Below are 22,964 nucleotides of genomic sequence, written 5' to 3'. Positions count from 1 at the left end.
ATGGACTTTCACCTGCGAAAGGCGCTGGGGGTGGGTAGTGTCATGGCCGCTGGGTCACCCACTTCAGGAGTCTCCGAGACATGACGATTCGCCCCCTGTTTGTCGCCGCCGCCCTCCTCTCCACGCCCGTCCTCGCCCAGGACGCGGGGACGCCGGCCCCCGCGGACGCGGGGGTGAAGCCCATGCCCAAGAAGGGTGAGACGGTGAAGGCGCAGCTGAAGGACGCTCAGGGCAAGGACGTGGGCGAGGTGACGCTCGAGCAGACGCCGAAGGGCGTCCTGGTGAAGGGCGCGCTGATGAACCTGCCCGCGGGCGAGCACGCCATCCACATCCACGAGACCGGCAAGTGCGATGCGCCGGACTTCAAGAGCGCGGGCGGCCACTTCAACCCGACGAAGAAGCAGCACGGCTCGCTGTCGCCCAAGGGGCAGCACGTCGGCGACCTGCCGAACCTCTACATTCCCCAGGACGGCAAGGTGCAGTTCGACATCTTCATCGCCGACCTCAAGGTGAAGTCGCTGCTCGACAAGGACGGCTCCGCTGTCGTCGTGCACGCCAAGCTGGACGACTACTACACCGACCCGGCCGGCGACGCGGGCGGCCGCATCGCCTGCGGCGTGGTGGAGAAGGCGGAGTAGTCCCGACGCACGGCCCGCCCGGTCCCCGCGGTCGCGGGACCGGGCACCCCGGGCTCACACGTACCCGAAGCGCCGCCGCGCGAACCACTCCGCGCCGAGCAGCGCGATGAGCGCCGTGAGGGAGTACCAGCGGTCCCACAGCGGCTGGTCCTTCGCGCGCCCCACCTCCACCACCGGCGGATCCAACAGCGGCACGTCCGGCAGCCCGTCCTGCGGCAGCTTGTACGCCTTGCCCTCCGTCGCGCTGGCGATCTGCTCCATCAGCTCCGGCCGCACCGACGCGTCCGACAGCTCCGGGCCCACCGCGCGCACCGCCACCGCGTCCTCGCCCTTGCCCAGGTCCGCCGTGCCCTTCTTCGCGGACGCCAGCAGCTTGTAGGGCCCCGGCGCCGGCGGCGCGAACTCCAGCCGCACCACGCCGTCCGCGCCCGTCGCGCCCGTCTGCACCGCCACCGGCTTCTGCGTGGCCACGGAGAACAGCTCCACCCGCACCTGCGCGCCCTCCGCCGGCTGGTAGTCCGCCATCCGCGCCTGCACCACCACGCCCACCGGACGCCCCGGCTCCACCGACGGCGGATCCGCCGTCACCTTCAGCGTCGTCAGGTCCGGGTCGCGCACCAGCCACCGCAGCGCGTTGCCCCAGAAGCGGTCATACGCGCGGTTCGGCGAGCCGTCCCGGTGCGACGTGAACGCCCAGGACCACGTCGCGTCCGTGGCCACCACCATCGCGCGGCCCCGCCCGTAGTCCCACACCGACACCAGCGGCGCGTTCTTCCCATCCACCGTCATGAACGGGTGGTCCATCAACACCGTCGCCCCAGGGCGCGCCCGCGTCAGGTTCGCGCCAGGGATGGGCGCGAGCTCCGCCCACGTCCCCTCCGTGCTCGCCGCGCCCGTCCCGATGGACGTCACCGGGTGCCGCAGGCCCTCCGGCGTCAGCCGCGGCTTGAAGGGGTCCGGGTTCGCCGGCCCCGCCGCTTCCACCGGCAGCGCCTCCATCAGCGTGGGCATGCTCGCGCGGCCCTCGCCCAGCACGCTGTCGCCGCCAATCATCACGAAGGCGCCGCCCTCGTGGATGTAGCGCTCCAGGTTGCGCTCGTACTCCGCGATGGACAGCGACGGGTCGGAGTAGCCGAAGTTCTGGAAGATGACGACGTCGAACGTGTGCAGCTTGGTGTCGAAGATCTCCTCCATCGGGAACGGGATGAGCGACAGCTCCCGCTCGTTCGTCACGCCCGGGTCGTCCGACAGCGTGCGCAGGATGTAGAACGACACCAGGTCCACGTTCGCGTCCTGCTTGAGCAACCCGCGCAGGAAGCGCTCGTCCCACGAAGGCCGGCCCACCACCAGCAGCACGCGCACCCGGTCCCGGATGACCTTCAGCGTGAACGAGCGGCTGTTGTTCTCGCTCACCGCCTCATCCGGGAACGTGGGCACCGTCACCGTGTAGACGAAGCGGCCCGTCTGGTCCGGAGTGAAGGTGAAGGACACCGGCTTCACGTCGTCCTCGGTGGTCATCCGCACCAGCTTGTTCGCCACCGTCTTGCCCTCCTGGCTCAAGACGACGGGGATGTCCTGGCCCGCGAAGCCGCGGCCGTGGATCTCCACCTCCACCGTCAGCGAGTTGCGCACGAAGGCGAAGTCATCCACCTTCAGCCCCTCCACCGACAGGTCCTTCAGCGCCTCCTGCCCCACCAGGAACGTGGACACCGGCACGCCCAGGTCCGCCAGCGCCGCCCGCGCCCGGCCCACCGCCCCCGCCTTCAGCTCCGTGTTGTCCGCGCCGTCGCTGAAGAGCAGCACCCCCGACAGCTTGCGCGTCCCCTGGCCTCCGGAGGCCGCGGACCGCAGCGCCGCGAGCAGGTCCGTCGTCCCCGCCCGCGCGGGCTCCTGCGCGAGCTGCGCGGGCGTCACCGGCGACAGCTCCGGATCCACCCCGTACACCTCCACCGTGAAGCGGTCCTTCCAGGACGCGAACGTCGGCGCCGCCTTCTCCAGGAACGCCGCCACCTGCGCGCTGCGCGTGGGGCCGCCCGGCTCCGACGGGAAGTTCATGGACGCCGAGCGGTCCACCAGCACCGCCACCCGGTTCTTCATCCGCGCCACCTGCAGGTGCCGGATGCCGGGCTCCAGGAGGAAGAACAGCGCCGCCACGCCCGCGCCCAGGCGCAGCGCCCAGAGCAGCAGCTTGCGGCCCCGGGACGGTTCGCGGCGCACGCCCCACGCCGCCAGCACGATGCCCAGGGCAAGGCCCACCCCCAACAGCACCAGCGCCCACACGGGCAGGGGCGAGAGGCTGACGAGCTTCCACGCGTTGAAGGACGGGGCGTTCATTCGGTCGCGCGCCAGGGCACGTCAGCGCCGCTTGTTGAGGATGAGGGGCAGGTGCACCGCGTCGTCCTTGTAGTCCAGGCACAGCGCGTACATGCACAGGTTGATGCCCAGGCGGATGGCCAGCTCCCTCTGCGGCTCGCCCCCCGGAGACACGTCGAACTCGTAGTCGCCGGCCTCGCTGCGGCTCCAGGCCCCCGCCACGTCGTTCTGCGAATAGATCACCGCCGCCCGCTTGCCCACGCTCGCCACCAGCGGCAGCGGCTTGTGCAGCAGCCGCCCGGGCGCCGCGTCCAGCAGGAAGAAGGACTTGAAGACGACGTGCGTCCCCGGCGCCTCCTTCAGCGGGCTCTGCGGCAACACGCGCGCCATCTCCCGGCGGAAGCTGGCGTCGAAGCCGTCCCCGTCGCTGCCGTCGTTGGCGTCGCCGAACACGAAGCCGCCATATGTGAGGTAGCGGCGCAGGTTGGACACCTCCGCGTCGGTGAGCGCCGGGAAGCCGCCGTCGCCCCCGAAGTAGAGGAACGGGTACTCGAAGAGGTCCGGGCTGCTCAGCGCGAACGGGCGCGCGTCCGGCACGACCTCCACCGACGTGCGCCGCTGCAGCTCCCACGCGAGCCGCCGCAGGCCAGACAGCCGGCCGTCCCACCGGCCCCCATGCCGGGCCACGGCGGGGATGAACCGGCTCTTCTCGCCGAAGGCGGACGCGCGCCCCGACAGCAGCGGGACGAGCGCGGCGGTGCCGAGGAGGAGGTTTCGACGGGAGAGGGGCCGCACGGGCATGGGGACCTGCTTATACCGTCGGCCGGTGCCAGCATTCCCTGGTATAGAGGCGACCCATGGCGAAAGGCGGACAGACGCCCCCGGCGCCCGGCGCCCCCGGCTCCGAAGTCGTGCGCGCGGCCTGGGCCCGCAAGGAGGCCGGTGACGTGGGCGGAGCCCGGAGGGACGCCCGGGCCCTCCTCGCCGGAGACCCCTCCCCGGAAGTCCGGGAGAGACTGGAAGACCTGCTGCGCGCCACCGCCACGCCCCGCGCGCTCTACGGCTACGCGCTGCTGGGCGCCGTGGTGCTGGCGGTGCTGCTGGGGCTCGCCTTGACCCGCTATTCGTAGCGGCGGTTGTCGGTAGGATGGAGCGCCATGGAAGGCTTCCTCCTGGCGCTCAAGTCGTACCAGACCTTCAACCCCTCCGGCTGGGTGGGCATCTATCGGCTGCTGCCCATGTGGACCGGCGGGGTCGTGGCCGTCGTGGGCGTGGTGCTGCTGCTGGCGGGCGGAGGCAAGCTGTTCCGGCTGGTGGCGGGCCCGGTGGGCGCGGTGCTGGGGCTGGTGTGGACGGGCGCCGTCACCCAGCGGCTGAACCTGATGGACCTGGATCCGCGCCTGCCCACCTTCGTGGCCGCGGCGCTGATGGCCCTGGGCTTCCTCTTCCCCCCGGCCATCACCTTCGTGGGCCTGGGCGTGCCGCTGGGCCTCCTGGCGGGGCAGATCGCCGGCCCCAGCGACTTCCTGCTCGGCTTCGCGCCGGGCTTCATCGTGGGGGGCCTGGCCGGCGCCTTCCTCCACCGGCAGGTGAGCGGCATCGTCGCGTCCGTGGTGGGCGCGTGGCTGCTGGTGATTGGCGCGCTCGCGGCGCTGCACCAGTTCGGGGGCGTCGTGGAGGCGGTGGCCAGCCGCCCCTGGGGCGTCATCATCGCCGCGCTCCTCTTCGCCCTGGCGGGCAGCGTCTATCAACTGGCCGTGCGCCCCACGCCCGAGGAGTCGGATCAGCAGAAGGCCGAGCGCCTGCGCCAGAAGCAGCGCCTGGCGGAGCAGCAGGCGCTCGAGAAGCGGTGGGGGGTCAAGTAGCCCCTGACCCGGCAATCCTTTACGCGGGGGGGGCCGGAGCGTAGATTCCGCCGCCTTTCCCCCTCCCGTTCCCCGAGCATCGATGGGCCAGGCCAGCCGCAAGGACAAGGACAAGCAGCCCCCAGTGGAGTCCCCCACGGGTACTCCCGTCCCGCCGGCCCCGGAGGGGCCCCAGGCGACTCCCGCGGCGCCCCATGAAGCCTGGCGGAAGCCCGAAGGCCTGAGCCGCAAGGGCTGGGCCGTCCTCGCCGGCGCCGTCGTCCTCATCCAGTTCCCGCTCATCCACTACGCGCTCTTCCGGGGCCAGGCGGACGTCAGCGCCACCATCCCCTACGCGCAGTCCTTCAACGACCCCGCCGTCGTCGCCCGCGACTTCTTCTCCACCGGCGCCTACTGGCGCACGACGGGCGGGGAGCTCCTGGGCCCCGCGCCCAAGAACAACCCCCTGTGGCTGAAGGCCGCGCTGCCGGACGACGTGGCGGTGGAGTTCGACGTGCGCCCCGAATATCCAGAGGGCGACATCCGGGTGGAGCTGTACGGCAACGGCCGCGACGCGGCGTCCGGCTACGTGCTGGTGCAGGGCGGGTGGAACAACAGCCTGTCCGTCATCGCCCGGCGCGACATCAACGCGCCCGCGCTGGACGCGCTCCAGCGCCGCGCGGCCCGCGTCGCGGAGAAGGGCGGCGGCCAGGGCGCGGACCTCGTCGCCACCGGCGTCTTCCAGAAGGACACCGCCATGCGCGTGGAGTCCCGCGTGGGCGCCCCCATCCAGGCGGGCCGCACGTACCACTGGCGCATCGAGCGGCGCGGCAACGTGCTCAAGTGGGCCATCGACGGCGTGCCCGTGGCGGAGCTGGACGACCCGTTCCCCTTCAAGGGCCCGGGCCATGACCGGCTGGGGCTGTCCGGCTGGGAGTCCCAGCTGTTCTTCGACAACCTGCGCGTCGGCACGCCGGACACCCTGCCGGCCACCCTGGTCGCGAAGCCGGAGCCCACCCTGCCCCCGGGCCCCTCCGAGGACGACTTCAACCGCGACACGCTGGGCGACGCCTGGAACGTGACCCACCCCGCGGGCGTGAAGCTGGAGGACGGCGCGCTGGTGGTGCAGGGGCTGGGCAACCGCCCGGTGTGGCTGAAGAAGCCCCTGCCCCAGAACGCCACCATCGAATTCGACGCCTGGGGCGACAGCGCCGACGGCGACATGAAGGTGGAGGCGTGGGGCGACGGCCGCTCCTTCTACGCGGGCGACCCGCGCCTGCAGTACACCGCCACCGGCTACGTCTTCATCTTCGGCGGCTGGCGCAACACGCAGTCCATCATCGCCCGCCAGCACGAGCACACCAACGACCGCGCCGTGCGTGATGGCGCGGTCGTCACCCCTGGCCAGCGCTACCACTTCAAGATCACCCGGCGGGACGGACTCCTGTCGTGGGAAGTGGACGGCAAGCCCTTCCTGTCCCTCCAGGACGCGTCCCCGCTCCAAGGCCCCGGCAACCAGTACTTCGGGTTCTCGGGCTGGCAGTCGCGCGTCCACTTCGACAACCTCAAGATCCAGCCGCTGTAGCCTTCCCCCCGGGCGGCGGAGGAAACACCCGTGCGCAGAGTCGGAATCTTCGGCTGGGGCGTGGTCGCCCCGCGTTCCCCCAACATCGAGGCGTTCGCGAAGAACCTCGAGTCGTCCGAAACCTGGCTGACCCCCTTCAACGGCTTCGGTCCGGACAACTTCCTCGTCGGCAATCCCACGTTCAATCTGGCCGACTACAAGCCGTGGATCGACGCGCGCTTCCCCGCCAACCGCTTCTCCCAGCTGGAGCGGAAGATGGGGCAGCCCACGCAGTACGCCATCGGCGCCTTCATCCAGTCGCTGTCGCAGAACCCCGGCATCGAGAAGGAGCTCCAGGCGCTGGGCGCCCGCGCGCACGTCTACGTGGGCACCGGCCTGGGCGACCTGCCCACCATCCAGCACATCTCCCTGGACCTCTACCGCGCCCAGCGCCGGTGGGACCGCTTCTGGGCCAGCCCCGAGCGCAACGGCGCCCTGCGCCAGTGGCGCGAGACGCGCGAGCCCCTGGCCGGCCTGCCCCCGGAGCCCTCCACCATCGAAGAGGTGGAGCGCGACAAGGCGGAGGACGACTGGTGGCACTTCTGGGCCAGCCGCTCGCCGGAGCTGCGCGAGTACCTGGAGGAGCTGCGCGAGATTGAAGCCATTGGCGTGCCCGACGAGGGCGACGTGGAGTCCGCCAAGCTCGCCGTCATCAAGGAGAAGCGCACCCGCAACGGGCGCCTGCAGAAGAAGTGGAACGCGCCGGAGCCGCCGTGGAACGCGGTGTCCTCCAACGTGCTGTGGAACATCCACAACACGCCCGCCTCCCAGGTGTCCATGCTGGGGCAGATCACCGGCATGACGTTCGCGCCGGTGGCCGCGTGCTCGTCGTTCGGCTACGGGCTGAAGCTGGCCATGAACGCCATCCGCCTGGGCGAGGCCAAGGCGGTGGTGCTGGGCATGACGGACGCGGCGCCCAACCCGCTGGTGGTGGGCGGCTTCTACAACGCGCGCGTCATCTCCGCGGACGCCGCGGTGTCCAAGCCCCTCACCGCGCTGCGCGGCACGCACATCGCCGGAGGCGCGGTGGTGTGGGTGGTGGGCGACTACGAGCACTTCACGCAGAAGGGCTTCAAGGCGCTGGGCCTGGAGCCCGTCGCCGTGGGCGTCACCGCGGACGCCGACCACATCATCACCCCGTCCAAGGAAGGCCCCACCCTGGCCATCCGCGAGGCGCTGGACGCCGCCGGCTGTCAGCCCCAGGACGTGGGCAGCTGGGACCTGCACGCCACCGCCACCCCGGGGGACTTCCTGGAGGTGCAGAACCTGCGCGACGTGCTGCCCGACTCCGTGCTCATCACCGCGCGCAAGGGCACCTTCGGCCACGGCATGTCCGCGGGCGGAGGCTGGGAGCTCACGGCGCAGTACCTGGGCGCGGAGCAGGGCAAGGTGTTCCCCACGCCGCTGGCCGCCCCGGAGCTCAACAAGCAGATCGCCAAGGTGCACGGCCGCTTCGTCTTCGACCGCGAGGAGGCCGCGCCCGAGGGGTGCTCGGGCAAGCTGTCCATGGGCGTGGGCGGCATCAACGCCTGCGTCATCTCCCGGCCCTGGAAGTAGGCCGGGGGAGCCCGGCGCGACAGGGCCCTCCGGGCGACTTCGCGGCTGTGCCTCGGCCTCCAGGGCCGAGGCGCCCCGCGCGCCCGAGTGTCAGCCCTTGGGCACCGCCACCATGTCGAAGTCCGGGATGCGCTCGCGCATGAACTCGCGCATCCGGTTGATGAGGGCCGCTTCAATCTGCCGCGCGCGCTCGCGGCTGACGCCGTACTTGTCGCCGATGTCCTGGAGCGTGAGCGGCTCGTCCGCGGTGAGGCGGTGCTCGAAGATGTAGCGCTCCTTGCCCTCCAGCGTCTGGGCGAAGGCGTTGAGGTTCTCCCGGAAGAGGGCCTTGAGCTGCTCGGAGCCCAGGCGCTCGTCGGCGGGCACCGCGCCGGACGGCAGGTAGCGGTCCGCCCGGGTGGCGCGGGAGTCCTCGTCGTTGCCCAGCGGCGCGTCGATGGACAGCTCGTCGTGCCCCAGCCGCTGGTCCATCTCCACCACGTCCTGCTCGGTGACGTTGAGGCGCTCGGCCAGCAGGCGCGGGCTGGCCTCGAAGCCCTGGGCGACGAGCTTCTCCTGCTCCTGGCGCAGCTTGAAGAAGAGCTTCCGCTGGGCCTCCGTGGTCCCCAGCTTCACCATCTTCCAGTTGTCCATGATGTAGCGGAGGATGTACGCGCGGATCCACCAGGCGGCGTAGCTGCTGAGCTTCACGCCCCGGTCCGGGTCGTACTTCTTCACCGCCTGCATCAGCCCGATGTTGCCCTCCTGCACCAGGTCCAGCAGGGACAGGGGGTTGCGGTGGTATTCGTGGGCCAGTTTCACCACGAGTCTCAGGTTGGAGGCCACCAGGCGGTAGGCCGCCCGCACGTCCCCCGAGGCCTGGTACTCCTTGGCCAGCTGGTGCTCCTCCTCCCGGGTGAGCAACGGGTGGCGCGTCACCTCGGCCATATAGGCCTGGAGGGGGTCCCGGTTGGTGAGGGCGGACGCGGACTCCGCGCGAAGCAGCGTGCCGGAGGCGGTCCGGGACGCGGGCCGGGGCGCTCGGGGGGCGGGCTCCTCGATTTCCGCCTCCGCCTCGTTCAGCTCCGACAGGTCCGGCTCCAGGGTTTCCGGGTCCTGGAGCGGGGGCGTCTCCTCCAATTCCTCCCCGGAGGACTCCTGGGGTGGCTGCGAGCGGGCGGCGGCCGCCGGGCGCTTCGCGCGGGGCCGGGGGGCGGCCGGACCATTGGTTCTTTTCCTCCCATTCGCCATGCGCGCTCCATACCCCAAAGTGCCGCGATTGTTGCCAGAGGGTAATGCAGGGGCTATGCCCATGCCCGATGAGCGACATCCAAGAGCCCACGCCGGGAGCCCCGGCGCCTGACGAAGCCCCGACGCGTCCCGGCGAATACATCGCGGACATCGGCTTCGACGACATGAACCTCTCCGAGCCCCTCCGCCGCGCACTGGCGGAGCGCGGCTACACGAACCCCACCCCTGTCCAGGCCAAGGCCTTCGGCCCCGCGATGGCGGGCAAGGACCTCATCGTCCGCAGCAAGACGGGCACCGGCAAGACGGCCGCCTTCGGCCTGCCCCTGCTGGAGAAGATCCCCGCTGACGAGAAGCGCGTCCGCGCGCTCATCCTCTGCCCCACGCGCGAGCTGGCGCTGCAGGTGGCGGAGGAGCTCACCCTGCTGGCCAAGCACAAGGGCGTGAAGGTGGCGGCCATCTACGGCGGCGCCTCCATGAAGCAGCAGGAGGACGCGCTGGAAGAGGGCACGCCCATCATCGTGGGCACCCCCGGCCGCGTCTTCGACCACATCAACCGCGGCAACCTCAAGCTGGACGGCTGCGACCACGCGGTGCTGGACGAAGCCGACGAGATGCTCAACCAGGGCTTCTACGAGGAGGTCACCCGCATCCTCGACCGCCTTCCGAAGACGCGCCAGGTGCTGCTCTTCAGCGCCACCGTCCCCACGGACATCCAGAACCTCATCGCGCGCTACACGACGAACGCGGAGACGCTGCTCTTGTCCGGCGACGTCTTCACGGTGGAGCACATCCACCACATCCGCTACGACGTGTCGGATCAGTTCCCCAAGCCGCGCAACCTCATCTACGTGCTGGAGAAGGAGGAGCCCTCCAACGCCATCATCTTCTGCAACACGCGGGATGACACGGCGCTGGTGACCGCGGTGCTCAACCGCAACGGCTTCGACGCGGAGCTGCTCAACGGAGACCTGCCGCAGAAGGAGCGCGAGCGGGTGATGGGCAAGGTGAAGCGCGGCGAGGTGGCCTTCATGGTCGCCACGGACATCGCGGCGCGCGGCATCGACATCTCCGGGCTGGAGTACGTCATCAACTACTCCCTGCCGGAGGACCCGGCCGTGTACCTGCACCGCGTGGGCCGCACCGGCCGCATCGGCAACAAGGGCACCGCCATCAACCTCTTCTCCGGGCGCGAGCTGGCGACGTTCACCGCGCTGGAGAAGAAGTTCGGCATCAAGTTCGAGATGCGCGAGATGCCCGCCCCGGAGGAGGCCATGCGCCTCTGGACGGAGCGCCACGTGCGGGAGATCCGCGAGGCCACGGGCTCCAGCATCTTCGAGGGCTTCCTGCCCCTGGCCGCGCAGCTGAAGACGCGCGGCGACGCGGACGACCTCATCGCCTTCCTCATCAAGTACTTCTTCAGCCACCTGCGCATGGAGAAGGCCCAGGCCGCGGGCGAAGCGGAGAAGCGCGAGCCGGTGGAGCGCAAGCCGGTGGAGCGCCGGGGCAAGGACCGCGACCGCGACCGCGAGCGTCCCCGCCGCGAGGACCGGGGCGAGCGCACCGAGCGCGCCGAGCGTCCCCGCCGCGACGAGCACCCGGACCGCGAGCGCCGCCCGCGCCGCGACGAGCCCCGACGTGAGGACCGCGGGGAGCGTGGCCGGGGCGGAGCGTCCCCCGCGGCGCTGGAGCCGGGCCCCGGTGAGACGAAGCTCTGGGTGAACCTGGGCACCGCGGACGGCCTGGGGCCGGGCAGCATCGCCACGGCGATGGAGGAGGCGGGCGCGCCGGTGGGCAAGCTGGTGCGCGCGGAGCTGCGCCCCACGTTCGCGTACGTGTTCGTGGCGGAGGAGGACTCCGCGGGCTTCGAGTCCCTCAACGGCAAGCAGCACGGCAGCAAGACGCTGCGCGTGGAGAAGAGCAAGCCGCGCAGCGAGCGCGACGCCACCAGCACCCGCCCGCCCCCGTCCCCGGACGCGGCCCCCGGCGAGGTGAAGCTCTGGGTGAACCTGGGCGTGGATGACGGCATGGACGAGGCGAAGCTGCCCGCCACGCTGGAGTCCCTGGGCGCCCCGGGCGGCAAGGTCCTCAAGGCCCTCACCCGCCCCACCTACGGCTACGTCTACGTGCCGGAGGCGGAGGCCCCCGGCTTCGAGGCCCTCAACGGCAAGACGCACGGCGACAAGGCGCTGAAGCTGGAGCGGCACCGTCCGCGCGGCCAGCGCGAGGAGCGCCGCCCCCGCCACGAGTCCCTGCCGGACGTCCCCGGTCAGGCGCGCCTGTGGGTGGGCCTGGGCCGGCAGGAGGGCCTGGACGAGGCGGGCGTCACCGCCGCGCTGGAGGCCGCGGGCGCTCCGGCGGGCAAGGTGCTGCGCACGGACCTGCGCCCCACGTACGCGTATGTCTTCGTCGCGGAAGAGGACGTGGCCGGCTTCGAGGCCACCCACGGCAAGCCGCACGGCGAGGGCAAGACGCTGAAGGTGGAGCGCGCCAAGCGGAAGTAGCGGGCGACTTCCGCCCCGCCGTCAGGCGCCTTCCGGTCCGGGAGGCGCCTTCTTCCTGCGGGCCCGGTGGTAGTGCGCGGTGCACAGCCCCCGGGCCAGCACGGGCCGGCCACACTCCGGCGCGGTGCAGCCCGGAGTGGAGAGGGTCCTCGTCACGGAGCCCAGCGCCTCCGGCCCGCCGTTGAACATCGCCTCCGCCACGGCCAGGAGGCGGTCCACGTCTTCCCGGCCCAGCCCCCTGCGCCGCACCCAGTCCACCAGCCGATGAGCCTCCGCGTCCTCCGCGTCCTCCAGCCGGAACAGCTCCCCCAGCGGCAGCTCCAGCGCGGCCGCGACCTGGAGGAGCGTGTCGTAGCTGGGGTTGCGCTCGCCGCGCTCCAGCAGGGACACGAAGCTCACGGAGATGTCGCACCGGGCGGCGAAGTCCTCCTGGGTGAGGCCCCGGCGCTCCCGCAGCGTGCGGATCCGCCGCGCCAGCCCCAGCAGGGAGGAGCCGGCGTCGCTCATGTCCGGGGGGCGGGGGCGCATGGACGTCCCCATCGTAGCGCACCCCTTCTGTTAAGGTTTTCCGCCTCCCCTCAGGAGTGACGCCCGCCATGAACGCCGTCGACGGCACCAACTACTACTTCCGCAAGGCCGCGCGGGTGATGGACGTGGGCACGCCCATCGAGACGCTGCTCGCCACGCCCCTGCGCGAGGTGAAGGTGCAGGTGTCCATCGAGATGGACTCCGGAGAGATCCGCACGTTCCTGGGCTACCGCATCCAGCACGACAACAGCCGAGGCCCCATGAAGGGCGGCCTGCGCTACCACCCCGCGCTGGACCAGGACGAGTGCGTGTCGCTCGCGTCGCTGATGACGTGGAAGACGGCGGTGGTGAACGTGCCCTACGGCGGCGCCAAGGGCGGCGTGGCGTGCGACCCCGCGCAGATGAGCCTCAAGGAAGTGGAGCGGCTCACGCGCAAGTTCGTGGATCAGATTCAAGACGTCATCGGGCCCACGCGCGACATCCCCGCGCCGGACGTCAACACCAACCCCCAGGTGATGGCGTGGGTGATGGACCAGTACTCGCGCTACCACGGGCACTCGCCCGCGGTGGTGACGGGCAAGCCCCTGGAGCTGTACGGCTCCAAGGGCCGCGAGGCCGCCACCGGCCGGGGCCTCCTGTACGTGTGCCGTGAAATCCTGCGCGACCTGGGCATGCCGGTGAAGGGCACGCGCTTCGCCATCCAGGGCTTCGGCAACGTGGGCAGCCACATCGCGCAGCTCATCTGGGGCGACGGCGGCGTGGTGGTGGCCGCGTCCGACGTGCTGGGCGGCATGTACAACCCGCAGGGCCTGGACGTGCCGTCGCTCTTCGAGCACGTCAAGCGCACCGGCACCGTCACCGGCTTCAGCGGCGGCACGCCGTGCACCAACGAGGACGTGCTCGCGGCGGACTGCGAAGTCCTCATCCCCGCGGCGCTGGGCCACGTGCTCACCCGCGACAACGCCAACAGCGTGCGCGCGCGCCTGGTGGTGGAGGGCGCCAACGGCCCCACCCAGCCGGAGGCGGACGACATCCTGGAGAAGCGCGGCATCTTCGTGGTGCCGGACATCCTGGCCAGCGCGGGCGGCGTGACGGTCAGCTACCTGGAGTGGGTGCAGAACCTCCAGCACGTCTCCTGGGAGGAGGACCGCGTCAACGCGGAGCTGGAGAAGACGATGAAGGAGGCCTACGACCGGGTGGCGCAGATCGCCCGCTCGCGCAAGGTCTCCATGCGGACGGCCGCCTACATCCTGGCCATCGGGCGGGTGGGCAAGGCCACGGTGCTGCGCGGCATCTGACGCGGGGCGCCGCGGCGCGGCCAGGCAGGCGTGGGCTCCGCGTCGCTTCCACGCGGGGTCGGCTTCCGCTACACGGCCGCCATGATGGTCACCCTGCAGGACATCCAGGCGGCGCGCGAGCGGCTCCGCAAGGCGCTGCGCCCCACGCCGTGCCCCGCGTCGGACTACTTCACCGAGAAGACCGACTGCGCGGTGGTGTACTTCAAGCTGGAGAACCTCCAGCGCACCGGCGCCTTCAAGGAGCGCGGCGCGCTCAACAAGCTGCTCACGCTCACGCCGGAGGAGCAGCGCCGCGGCGTCATCGCGGCCTCCGCCGGCAACCACGCGCAGGGCGTGGCGTACCACGCGCGGCGGCTGGGCATCCGGGCCACCATCGTGATGCCGGAGCGCACGCCGCTCATCAAGGTGACGCGCACGCGCGACGACTACGGCGCGCGCGTGGTGCTCAAGGGCGCCAACTTCGACGAGGCCTACGCGGAGGCCCTGCGCATCCAGGCCGCGGAGGACCTGGTCTTCGTGCACCCGTTCAACGACGTGCACGTCATCGCGGGCCAGGGCACCATCGGGCTGGAGCTGCTGGAGCAGTGCCCGGACCTGGAGCTGGTGCTGGTGCCGGTGGGGGGCGGCGGGCTCATCTCCGGCGTGGCGTGCGCGCTGAAGGAGACCCACCCGCACATCCAGGTGGTGGGCGTACAGGCCTCCACCATCGCCAGCATGAAGGCGTCGCTGGATGCCGGGAAGCGCACGGAGCTCACCGCCGCGGGCACCACCATCGCGGACGGCATCGCGGTGAAGGTGCCGGGGGACATCACCTTCGAGCACGTGCGCAAGTACGTGGACGCGGTGGTGACGGTGGACGAGGAGGAGATCGCCGCCGCCATCCTGATGATGCTGGAGCAGGAGAAGTCGGTGGCGGAGGGCGCGGGGGCCGCGGGGCTGGCCGCGCTCGTCAATGGGCGGGTGCCGCAGGCGAAGGGCAAGCGCGTCGCCATCATCGTCGGCGGTGGCAACATCGACATGAACGTCATCAGCCGCATCATCGAGCGGGGCCTCGTGAAGGCGGGCCGCCTGGTGCAGCTGGAGGTGCGGCTGCCGGACCGGCCCGGCATGCTCGCCCGGCTCACCACGCAGATCGCGGAGATGCGCGCCAACGTGGTGGACCTGCACCACGACCGCGCCTTCTCCAAGGCGGGCCTGGGCGAGGCCACGGTGGAGGTGATGCTGGAGACCACCGGGCATGCCCACATCCAGGAGCTGATGACGGCGCTGGAGTCCCAGGGCTGGCAGGTCGCCCGGACGTAGAACGGGAGAGCTTGCGCGGGCGCTCGGGGCTTCGGCGATACTCCGGAGTCCATGAATACGCCCCTCATCGCCCTGCTGCTCCTCTCCGCCGCCCCTCCCGCGCAGCAGGCGAAGGAGCTGGCCGCCCAGAAGCAATGGGAGGAGCTGTACCTCGCGTTCGCCGCGGCGGACCCCGCGGGCTACCCGGAGGCGCAGCGCCCGTCGGTCGCGGGCCCGCTGCTCAAGGGCTGCGAGGCGCTGCTCGCGGAGGACGCGGTGATGGCGTACTCGCTGGGCGAGCGCGCCGTGGCCTTCCAGGAGACGGCCGGGGGCCTGCGGTGCCTGGCGCGCTCCGCGCTGAAGACGGACCAGCGCGCCTCCGCGGAGGAGGCGCTGAAGAAGGGCCTGGAGCAGTTCCCCAAGGACGGGGCGTTCGCGCTGGAGCTGGGGAAGCTGCAGTTGCAGGACGCGGATTCGGCGGGGGCGCTCGCCACGCTGGAGCGGGTGCCCGCGAAGTCGAAGGAGGCCGCGGAGGCGCGGAAGCTGATGCAGCTGGCGCGCGCGAAGGTGTCGGAGGAAGACACGGCGCGGCGCGAGGCGGAGCGGGTGGAGAAGCGGCTGAACGGCGAGCCCGGCCCGGGTGACACGCGCCAGGCGAAGGCGACGAAAGGCGACGTGGACATCCGCCCGGCCGGCCTGAACTACGAGTCCGGCGTGGGCAAGGACGGCATGCGCGTGCGCGCCAACCGGCGGTTCGCGATCCGCTACTTCAACAGCGACCGCGACTTCGGCCAGCGCGCCGAGTACGAGGGCAAGGTCGTCTCCGCGCTCGAGGAGGCCTATGAGTTCACCCAGCGGACGCTGGGCCGCGCCCGCGAGCGGCAGCTGGACGTGGTGCTCTACACGCGCGACGAGTTCCGCACGCACCTGGGCGCCACGTACGCGGCCCGGGTCGCCGGGCTGTACGCGGATGACGCCATCCGCATGAACGACGCGGCGGAGCTGACGCAGATGACCAAGGCCACGCTGGTGCATGAGTACGTGCACGCGGCGGTGGACGAAATCTGCCCGCGCGGCGCCGGCGCCCTGCCCCGCTGGTTCAACGAGGGCCTCGCCGAATACATCGAGTGGCGCTACCTGGGGCTGGACGGCCCCCCTCGCCACTTGCTGGACATGATGCGGGGCCAGGCGAAGCAGGGCCAGCTGCCGACGCTGTCCCAGATGGACTCGCAGGCGCCCATCTCCATGTCCCAGCCGGAAGTCGCCTACGCGACGTCCGCCATGGCGGTGCAGGAGCTGGTGCGGCTGGGGGGACAGGAGAAGCTGCTGGACTTCATCCAGAAGGCGGGCATGGCGCTGTCCTTCCAGGACGCCCTGAAGGAGACCTACGAGAAGGACTTCGCGGGCCTGGACCAGGCGGTGCGTGGCGCCCTCTCGGGGAGGTAGCGGCCGGTCGGGCTTGGCGGATTGGTTTACCCCCTGGCGGGAGTCCCCTACACTCGCGGGCCTCCAAGATTTTCGCTGCGGCGGTCCCCGTTGGACGCTGGCGCAGCAAGGTGACGGATGTCCGATACGCGCGCCGCGATGAGAGAATTCCGCTTCTTGGATGAGAAGCGGAAGCTGGGAAGCCTGTCCGCCGTCGAGGAAGCTCGCTGGGTCGAGCTGCGCGGCCTATTGGGCATCCAGGACGCGGCGGACACCGCGGCGGCGGCCCAGGCGTGGGCCCAGCCCGAGCAGCAGCCCCAGGGCTACTACGGCGAGGACGGCCAGTGGTACGCCTACCCCGCCGGCTACGAGCAGCCCCAGGGCTACTACGGCGAGGACGGCCAGTGGTACGCCTACCCCGCCGGCTACGAGCAGCCCCAGGGCTACTACGGCGAGGACGGCCAGTGGTACGCCTACCCCGCCGGCTACGAGCAGCCCCAGGGCTACTACGGCGAGGACGGCCAGTGGTACGCCTACCCCGCCGGCTACGAGCAGCCCCAGGGCTACTACGGCGAGGACGGCCAGTGGTACGCCTACCCCGCCGGCTATGACCCCAACGCGGCCGCCTATGATCCGAACGCGGCGGCGGCATGGGCGCAGCAGGGCTACGACCCGAACGCGGCGTATGACCCGAACGCGGCCCCGGTGGATCCGAACGCAGGGGGCTGGACGGGCTACGCGGAGGGCACGGGGGAGCCGCAGGGTGGGTATGCCCCGCTGGCGCCCGTGGAGCCGGACAGCCTGAACCTGAGCACCGACGACGTCGACATCCCCTCGCTGAGTGAACCCGCGCCGTGGATGCCCCAGCAGCCCGCGGCGGCGCCGGCGCCGGTGGCGGAAGCGTGGGATACGGGCGCCGAGGAGGACTTCTCCGGGCTGTCCACGGCGACGCCGGCCCCGGTGGCCGCCGCGCCCGAGCCTTCGCTGGAGGACTCGTTCGCGGACCTGTCGATGGAGGTCGAGTCGGAGGCCCAGGCCCCGGCGACCTCGGGTCTGGATCCGATGGCCGAGGCGTTGGCCTCCGCCGAGCACGCGGCGGGAGAAGCGGCGCTGCTGGAGGCCGAGCCCGAGGCCGAGGCGGTGATGGCCGAGGACCTGTCGCCTGCCCCGATGGACGCGGCGTGGGACGCGGCGCCCCTGGCGGTGGACCCCGAGGAGACTCGAGACAGCGCGCTCGACGCGGCGCCGCTGGCGGTGGAGCCGGCGGCGACGGCCCCGGGTGGGTCGGCGGATTGGGACTGGAGCGACGTCGCGACGACGGAGGCCGCCGCGCCCGCGGATCAGGCGGTGCTCGAGGCGTCGGCGCAGGAGATCGCCACCGACGTGAGCGGCGGCGACGCGGCATGGGGGGCGGATGCGGCCCCGGTCGCGGGAGCGTCGAATCAGGGTGGAGAGGTCGCGCTCGGCGCGGGCGATATCGCGGAGGCGTGGACCGACAGCGCCGAGGCCACGGAAGTGCCCGCGGAGGAGATCGCCCTGGAGGCTGGCGATGTCGCCGAAGCGTGGCAGCCGGAGACGGCCCACGCGGCGACGTGGCAGGCCGGCGGTGACGCCCAGACGGCGACTCCAGCGGAAGAGATCGCGCTCGGCACGGAGGACGTCGCCACGGAGTGGCAGCCCGAGCCCGGGGGTTCGGCGGAGTGGCAGGCCGCGGGTGAGGCGCAGACGGATGCCTCCGCGCATGGCAGCGCGGCGGAGTGGCAGACCGGTGGTGACGCTCAGGCACACGGTGTCGCGGCGACAGAGTGGCAGACCGGTGGTGACGCTCAGGCACACGGTGTCGCGGCGGAGTGGCAGGCCGGTGGTGACGCTCAGGCGCATGGCGGCGCGACGGAGTGGCAGGCCGGCACGAGTGCTTCGGCCGAAGAGATCGAGCTGGGTTCGGGCGATGTCGCGACGGAGTGGCAGCCTGTTGATGGTGCTCAGGCGAATGTCACCGCGGACGGCGGCGCGACGGAGTGGCAGACCGGCGGTGACGCTCAGGCGAACGGCGGCGCGACGGAGTGGCAAGCTGGCGCGAGTGCTCCGGCGGAAGAGATCGCGCTGGGCTCGGGCGATGTCGCCACGGAGTGGCAGGCCAGTGATGGCGCGCAGGCAAATGTCGCCGCGCACGGCAGCGCGGCGCAATGGCAGTCCGACACCAGTCTTCCGGCGGAAGAGATCGCGCTGGGCTCGGGCGATGTCGCCACGGAGTGGCAAGCCGGTGATGGCGCGCAGGCGGATGCCACCGCGCACGACAGCGTGGCGGAGTGGCAGTCCGGTGGTGACACGCACGCTTCCGCGCACGCATCGAGCGACGTCGCTGCGACGTGGCAGACGAACGCTGAGGCTCCGGCTGAAGAGATCGCGCTGGGTTCGGAGGATGTCGCCGCGGAGTGGCAGTCCGGCACCGGCGCTTCCACCGAAGCGTCCGCCGAGCCGAGTGCGTTTGAGTCGAGCGCTGTAGCCACGGAGTGGCAGTCCGGTGCGGATGCTTCGGCGGAAGCCCCCGCCGAGGAGATCGCGCTCGAGTCCGAGGATGTCGCGACGGAGTGGCAGTCCGACACGAGTGCTCCCACGGAAGCCCCTTCCGGAGAAAGCGCTGCCGGCTCGAACGAGGTCGCGGCGACGTGGCAGGCCGACGGTGGTGTGACCCCGGAAGCGCCTGCCGACGCCATCGCGCTCGACGCGAACGAAGTCGCCACGGAGTGGCAGTCAGACACCGAGGCTTCGGCACAAGCTGCCGTGGATGAAGTCACGCTCGACGCGAATGACGTCGCCACGGAGTGGCAGTCGGGTGACTCCGCTCAGGCGGAGACGCCCGCCGAGGAGATCTCGCTCGACGCAGGCGAGGTCGCGGCGGAGTGGCAGTCCGACAGTGGCTCGACGGCCGAGGGAGGTTCGCCCGACTCGGGAGCTGTCGCGACCTGGCAGGCCCATGGCGATGCATCGGCGCAGGCGGCCTCCGAGGAGATCGCTCTCGACTCCGAGGATGTCGCCACCGAGTGGCAGCCCACCAGTGCTGAGCAGTCGAGAGCTCCTGTCGACGGCGGTTCGTCCAGCACGGCGGAGTGGCCGTCCAGCACGAACGCTGCGGCGGAGACGCCTGCCGAAGAGATCTCGCTCGAAGCGAGCGATGTCGCGGCGGAGTGGCAGCCCGACACGCAGGCCCCCTCCGAGGAAATCGCACTCGGCTCGGACGATGTCGCATCGACGTGGCAGAGCGATGGGGCACCGGCCGAGACCTCCGCTGAAGTGAGCGCGCTCCACGCGGACCCTTCCGTGGCGACGTGGCAGGCCGATGGCGCCACCTCGACGGAACTGCCCGCCGAGGAGATCGCCCTGGATGCGAGCGACGTCGCGCAAGGTGGTGCGGCGGCATGGAGCGCTGGCGACACGGTGACGGAAGCCTCGGACACGGAGACTCCGACCTTCGACGCGGTCGACCTGGGCGCCGAAGAAGAGCAGCCGTTGCTCACCGCGCCGCCCTCCCCGTTCGCGAATGAATCGGGCATCCCGTCGTTGCGGATCCGCAGCATTCCGGTTGGACCCGACATCGAAGCCGACACGGTGGAGATCGGCACGGATGACGTCGAGCTGGAAGCGGACACGGCGGTCGCGTCGGAACAGTGGGGCGAGCTGAACGGCCGCGCCGACGAGGCCGTGCCACTGGCCACCGCGAGCGAATCCCTCGCCGAGGCGCAGTCCACCGAACAGTCGGCCTGGAACACCGCGAGCCAGGATGCACAGGCGGAGTGGTCCGCCGAGGGCGAACCTTCCGACGCGACCGCGACCGTCGGATTGCAGGATGCATCGGCGGCCATCGAGCTGCAGCCCGAGTGGGCCTCCGACGCCGTGGAGCCCGCCGCCGAAACCCCGACGTGGGCACAGCCGTCCGAAGCGTCCGCGCCCATCGAGTGGCAGCCCGAGTGGGCCGCGTCGGCCTCGGAAGACGCAACACCGGAGTGGTCCAACACTCCGTCGACCGAACAGCCAACCGCGACCGGAACGAACGAAGCCGCGTGGGGGACCCCAGCCACCGATGCCGGGTGGGCAGCCACCACGTCGGAGGCTCCGTTGATCGAGGCCCGGTCCGAGTGGGCCACGACGGAAGCGACCGCCGGATCTGATTCAGCGAGTGACACGTCAGCGGAAGCTCGGTCGGAATGGGCCGGCTCCGCGGGAGCCACGCCCCTCGAAGCCGAGTCGGGATGGGCCACCGAGGGAGAAGCCGCTCCTGCCGCCCCGGCAACGGAATGGGCTGCCACGGAAGAAGCCGCACCCATCGAGGCACAGCCCGAATGGGCGACCGAGGAAGCCCCCTCGGCGCTCGCCGCGCAGTCGCAGTGGGCCACGGCGGAAGAGGCCGAGCCCATCGCCGCGCAGCCCGAGTGGGCCACGACGGAAGAGGCCGCACTCATCGCCGCGCAGCCCGAGTGGGCCACCGCTGATGAAAGCGCGCATACCGCCGTGCAGCCCGAGTGGGCCGCCACGGAAGAAGCCTCACCCCTCGCCGCACAGCCCGAATGGGCCGCGACGGAAGAGGCCGCACCGGTCCCCGCGCAGGCGCAGTGGGCCGCCGAGGGCGAAAGCGCACCTGCCGCCGCACAGCCCGAATGGGCCGCGACGGAAGAAGCCGCACCCATCGCCGCACAGCCCGAGTGGGCCACCGACGACGAAAGCACGCCTACCGCCGCGCAGTCCGAGTGGGCCGCCACGGAAGAGGCCGCACCAGTCCCCGCGCAGTCCGAATGGGCTTCGACAGAAGAAGCCGAACCCATCGCCGCGCAGTCCGAGTGGGCCACGACGGAAGAAGCAGCCCCCATCGCCGCGCAGTCCGAGTGGGCCTCTACGGAAGAAGCCGAGCCCATCGCCGCGCAGCCCGAGTGGGCTACGACAGAAGAGGCAGCCCCCATCGCCGCGCAGCCCGAGTGGGCCACCGCGGAAGAGGCCGAGCCCATCGCCGCGCAGACGGAATGGGAAGCCACGGAAGAGGTAGCCCCCGTCGCCGCGCAGTCCGAGTGGGCCTCGACAGAAGAAGTCGCCCCCATCGCCGCGCAGTCCGAGTGGGCCTCTACGGAAGAAGCCGAGCCCATCGCCGCGCAGACGGAATGGGCTGCCACGGACGAGGCCGCACCTCCCTCCGCGCAGCCGGAGTGGACCGCCGCTGATCAGAGCGCATCCACGGCCGCGCAGCCGGAGTGGGCCACGGCGGAAGAAGCCACTCCCGTCGCCGCGCAGTCAGAGTGGACCACCGCCGAGGAGCCGGCTTCCGTCACGGCACAGCCTGAGTGGGCCACGGCGGAAGGCTCGGCAACCGCCACGGAGTGGAACTCCACCGACGAAGCCGCCCCCATCGCCGCGCAACCCGAGTGGTCCTCCACCGAAGGCGCTCCCGTCGAAGCCCAGCCGGAATGGGCCACCGCCGATGGCTCGGCGCCTGCCGCCGACCCGACGGACTGGAACGCTTCGGAAGCAGCTCCGCTCGACGCGCAGCCGGAATGGGCCACCGCCGAAGGCACCGCGCCCACCACCGCATCGCCGGAATGGGCCGCCGCGGAAGAAGCACCCCTCGAGCCCCAGTCCGAGTGGGCCCAGCAGGCCACCGACGCCCAGCAGGCGTGGGATGCCCCGGTCGAGGAAGCCGCCTCTGAATGGGCGTCCCCTCCCGCCGCACCGGAATGGAGCGCACCGGAGGCCCCGGCCGCCCGCTCCGCCTGGGCCGCACCCCAGGAGGCCCAACCTGAATGGATGACCGCGGAGGCCGCGCCCGCCCCGGGCGCATGGCAGACGCCGCCGCCCGCCGCCGCTGAATGGAGCGAGCCCGTCGCCGAGGAAGAGGTCTCCCTCACCGACATCACCGCGCCCACCTGGGCCGCCCAGCCTCCTCCGTCCTCCGGCTGGGAAGAGCCCGCAGTGGACGTGGAGCCTGTCCTCGACGCCATGCCCGCCCTGGACGTCGAGGAGGTGGAGCCCGAATCCGAGCCCATCGCGGACATCGAGCTCGTCGAGGAGGAGGAGGAGCCCGCCCTGCCTCCTGCGCCACCACCTCCGGCCCCGCCGCGCGCCTCCCTGCCCGTGGCCCGGCTCACGCCGCCCGCCGCCTCGCGGAGTCCGGCGCCCATGGCCCACGCGACGCCTGTGATGGCGACGCCAGCGTCCGCCAACCACCTGCGCCCCGTGGACGACGCGCTCTTCGACATGCCCACGGAGGGACTCGCGGGCTCCACCAACTCCTTCGTGGAGGGCGAGCACCGCGTCATCATCCACACCGTCGAAGGCCAGGTGAAGCGCGGCACCATCCGCGACGCGGACCTGCTGGAGGACACCATCTCCCTGGAGCAGCAGAGCGGCTTCGCCCCGGAGCGCATCCCCGGCAAGCGCGTGAAGGCCATCTTCTTCATGCTCGCCGCGGGCGCCCGTCAGCCGCAGGCGGAGGGTTCGAAGATCCGCGTCACGTTCAATGACGGTCGCCAGGTCGCCGGCTTCTCCCAGGACTTCAAGGGCCCCACCCCGGGCTTCTTCGTCATCCCCGCCGACACCCGCACCAACACCGCGCGCATCTTCATCTACCGCTCCAGCGTGCAGGCCGTCGCCGAGGGCTGAAGCGTGAGGCAGGGGCGGGCCTCCCCCGCCCCACCGCGCACAGGAACGACGCCAGCAAACAGGGCCTGAGTTCCTGCGCG

14 protein-coding genes are annotated in these 22,964 nt (G+C 71.6%); 10 read left to right on the top strand and 4 right to left on the bottom strand.

The features are described from left to right. The first annotated feature begins 80 nt into the window (after positions 1-80). Entirely contained in the window at positions 81-638 is a 558-nt protein-coding gene (locus tag GTY96_RS20995; RefSeq protein WP_161665598.1) for a superoxide dismutase family protein, read from the top strand. A gap of 54 nt (positions 639-692) precedes the next feature. Here GTY96_RS20995 and GTY96_RS20990 read toward each other — a convergent pair whose 3' ends face one another. Next, positions 693-2,972 carry a glutamine amidotransferase gene (locus tag GTY96_RS20990; RefSeq protein ID WP_161665597.1) on the bottom strand — a complete coding sequence of 760 codons (2,280 nt, stop codon included), beginning with the start codon at positions 2,970-2,972 and terminating at the stop codon, positions 693-695. A 21-nt stretch (positions 2,973-2,993) separates the two neighbouring features. Continuing rightward, a complete protein-coding gene (locus GTY96_RS20985) occupies positions 2,994-3,752 on the bottom strand; it encodes a DUF4159 domain-containing protein (RefSeq protein WP_143900300.1) in 759 nt (252 codons plus the stop codon). Between the two features lie 56 nt (positions 3,753-3,808). Between GTY96_RS20985 and GTY96_RS20980 the strand changes: the two genes are divergently transcribed. The 4 genes from GTY96_RS20980 to GTY96_RS20965 all read left to right on the top strand — a co-directional run bounded on the left by GTY96_RS20980 (position 3,809) and on the right by GTY96_RS20965 (position 7,976). Then, positions 3,809-4,081, top strand: a complete 273-nt coding sequence (locus tag GTY96_RS20980) for a molecular chaperone DnaJ (protein WP_161665596.1) — start codon at positions 3,809-3,811, stop codon at positions 4,079-4,081. A gap of 27 nt (positions 4,082-4,108) precedes the next feature. Beyond that, on the top strand, positions 4,109-4,816 hold the full coding sequence (locus tag GTY96_RS20975) for a hypothetical protein (RefSeq protein WP_143900304.1): 708 nt from the start codon (positions 4,109-4,111) through the stop codon (positions 4,814-4,816). Positions 4,817-4,898: 82 nt separating this feature from the next. Further along, positions 4,899-6,380, top strand: a complete 1,482-nt coding sequence (locus GTY96_RS20970) for a DUF6250 domain-containing protein (protein ID WP_143900305.1) — start codon at positions 4,899-4,901, stop codon at positions 6,378-6,380. Between the two features lie 30 nt (positions 6,381-6,410). Then, the gene (locus GTY96_RS20965) at positions 6,411-7,976 is read left to right on the top strand and encodes a beta-ketoacyl synthase N-terminal-like domain-containing protein (RefSeq protein ID WP_161665595.1); all 1,566 of its coding nucleotides are present in this window, start codon (positions 6,411-6,413) and stop codon (positions 7,974-7,976) included. A gap of 90 nt (positions 7,977-8,066) precedes the next feature. Here GTY96_RS20965 and GTY96_RS20960 read toward each other — a convergent pair whose 3' ends face one another. Continuing rightward, the gene (locus GTY96_RS20960; RefSeq protein ID WP_143900309.1) at positions 8,067-9,206 is read right to left on the bottom strand and encodes a sigma-70 family RNA polymerase sigma factor; all 1,140 of its coding nucleotides are present in this window, start codon (positions 9,204-9,206) and stop codon (positions 8,067-8,069) included. 68 nt (positions 9,207-9,274) lie between these two features. Here GTY96_RS20960 and GTY96_RS20955 point away from each other — a divergent pair, with 68 nt between their 5' ends. Further along, positions 9,275-11,707: a DEAD/DEAH box helicase gene (locus GTY96_RS20955; RefSeq protein WP_143900310.1), complete on the top strand. Its 2,433-nt coding sequence runs from the start codon at positions 9,275-9,277 to the stop codon at positions 11,705-11,707. 21 nt (positions 11,708-11,728) lie between these two features. On the opposite strand, the gene GTY96_RS20950 is transcribed toward GTY96_RS20955, so the two are convergent. After that, positions 11,729-12,235 (bottom strand): helix-turn-helix domain-containing protein, encoded by a 507-nt coding sequence (locus tag GTY96_RS20950; protein WP_143900312.1) that lies wholly within the window; start codon positions 12,233-12,235, stop codon positions 11,729-11,731. A gap of 68 nt (positions 12,236-12,303) precedes the next feature. Between GTY96_RS20950 and GTY96_RS20945 the strand changes: the two genes are divergently transcribed. From GTY96_RS20945 to GTY96_RS20930, 4 genes are all read left to right on the top strand, one after another. Next, entirely contained in the window at positions 12,304-13,533 is a 1,230-nt protein-coding gene (locus GTY96_RS20945) for a Glu/Leu/Phe/Val family dehydrogenase (protein WP_143900314.1), read from the top strand. Between the two features lie 84 nt (positions 13,534-13,617). Next, on the top strand, positions 13,618-14,835 hold the full coding sequence (locus tag GTY96_RS20940; protein ID WP_143900543.1) for a threonine ammonia-lyase: 1,218 nt from the start codon (positions 13,618-13,620) through the stop codon (positions 14,833-14,835). Positions 14,836-14,886: 51 nt separating this feature from the next. Continuing rightward, positions 14,887-16,260 carry a peptidase MA family metallohydrolase gene (locus GTY96_RS20935; protein WP_143900316.1) on the top strand — a complete coding sequence of 458 codons (1,374 nt, stop codon included), beginning with the start codon at positions 14,887-14,889 and terminating at the stop codon, positions 16,258-16,260. Between the two features lie 117 nt (positions 16,261-16,377). After that, positions 16,378-22,884 carry a DUF6982 domain-containing protein gene (locus GTY96_RS20930; protein WP_161665594.1) on the top strand — a complete coding sequence of 2,169 codons (6,507 nt, stop codon included), beginning with the start codon at positions 16,378-16,380 and terminating at the stop codon, positions 22,882-22,884. The last annotated feature ends 80 nt before the right edge of the window (positions 22,885-22,964 follow it).

This window comes from Corallococcus silvisoli (assembly GCF_009909145.1).
Taxonomy (GTDB): Bacteria; Myxococcota; Myxococcia; order Myxococcales; family Myxococcaceae; genus Corallococcus; species Corallococcus silvisoli.
Note: the sequence above shows the minus strand (reverse complement) of the source record. Positions and strands in the feature narration are given on the sequence as shown.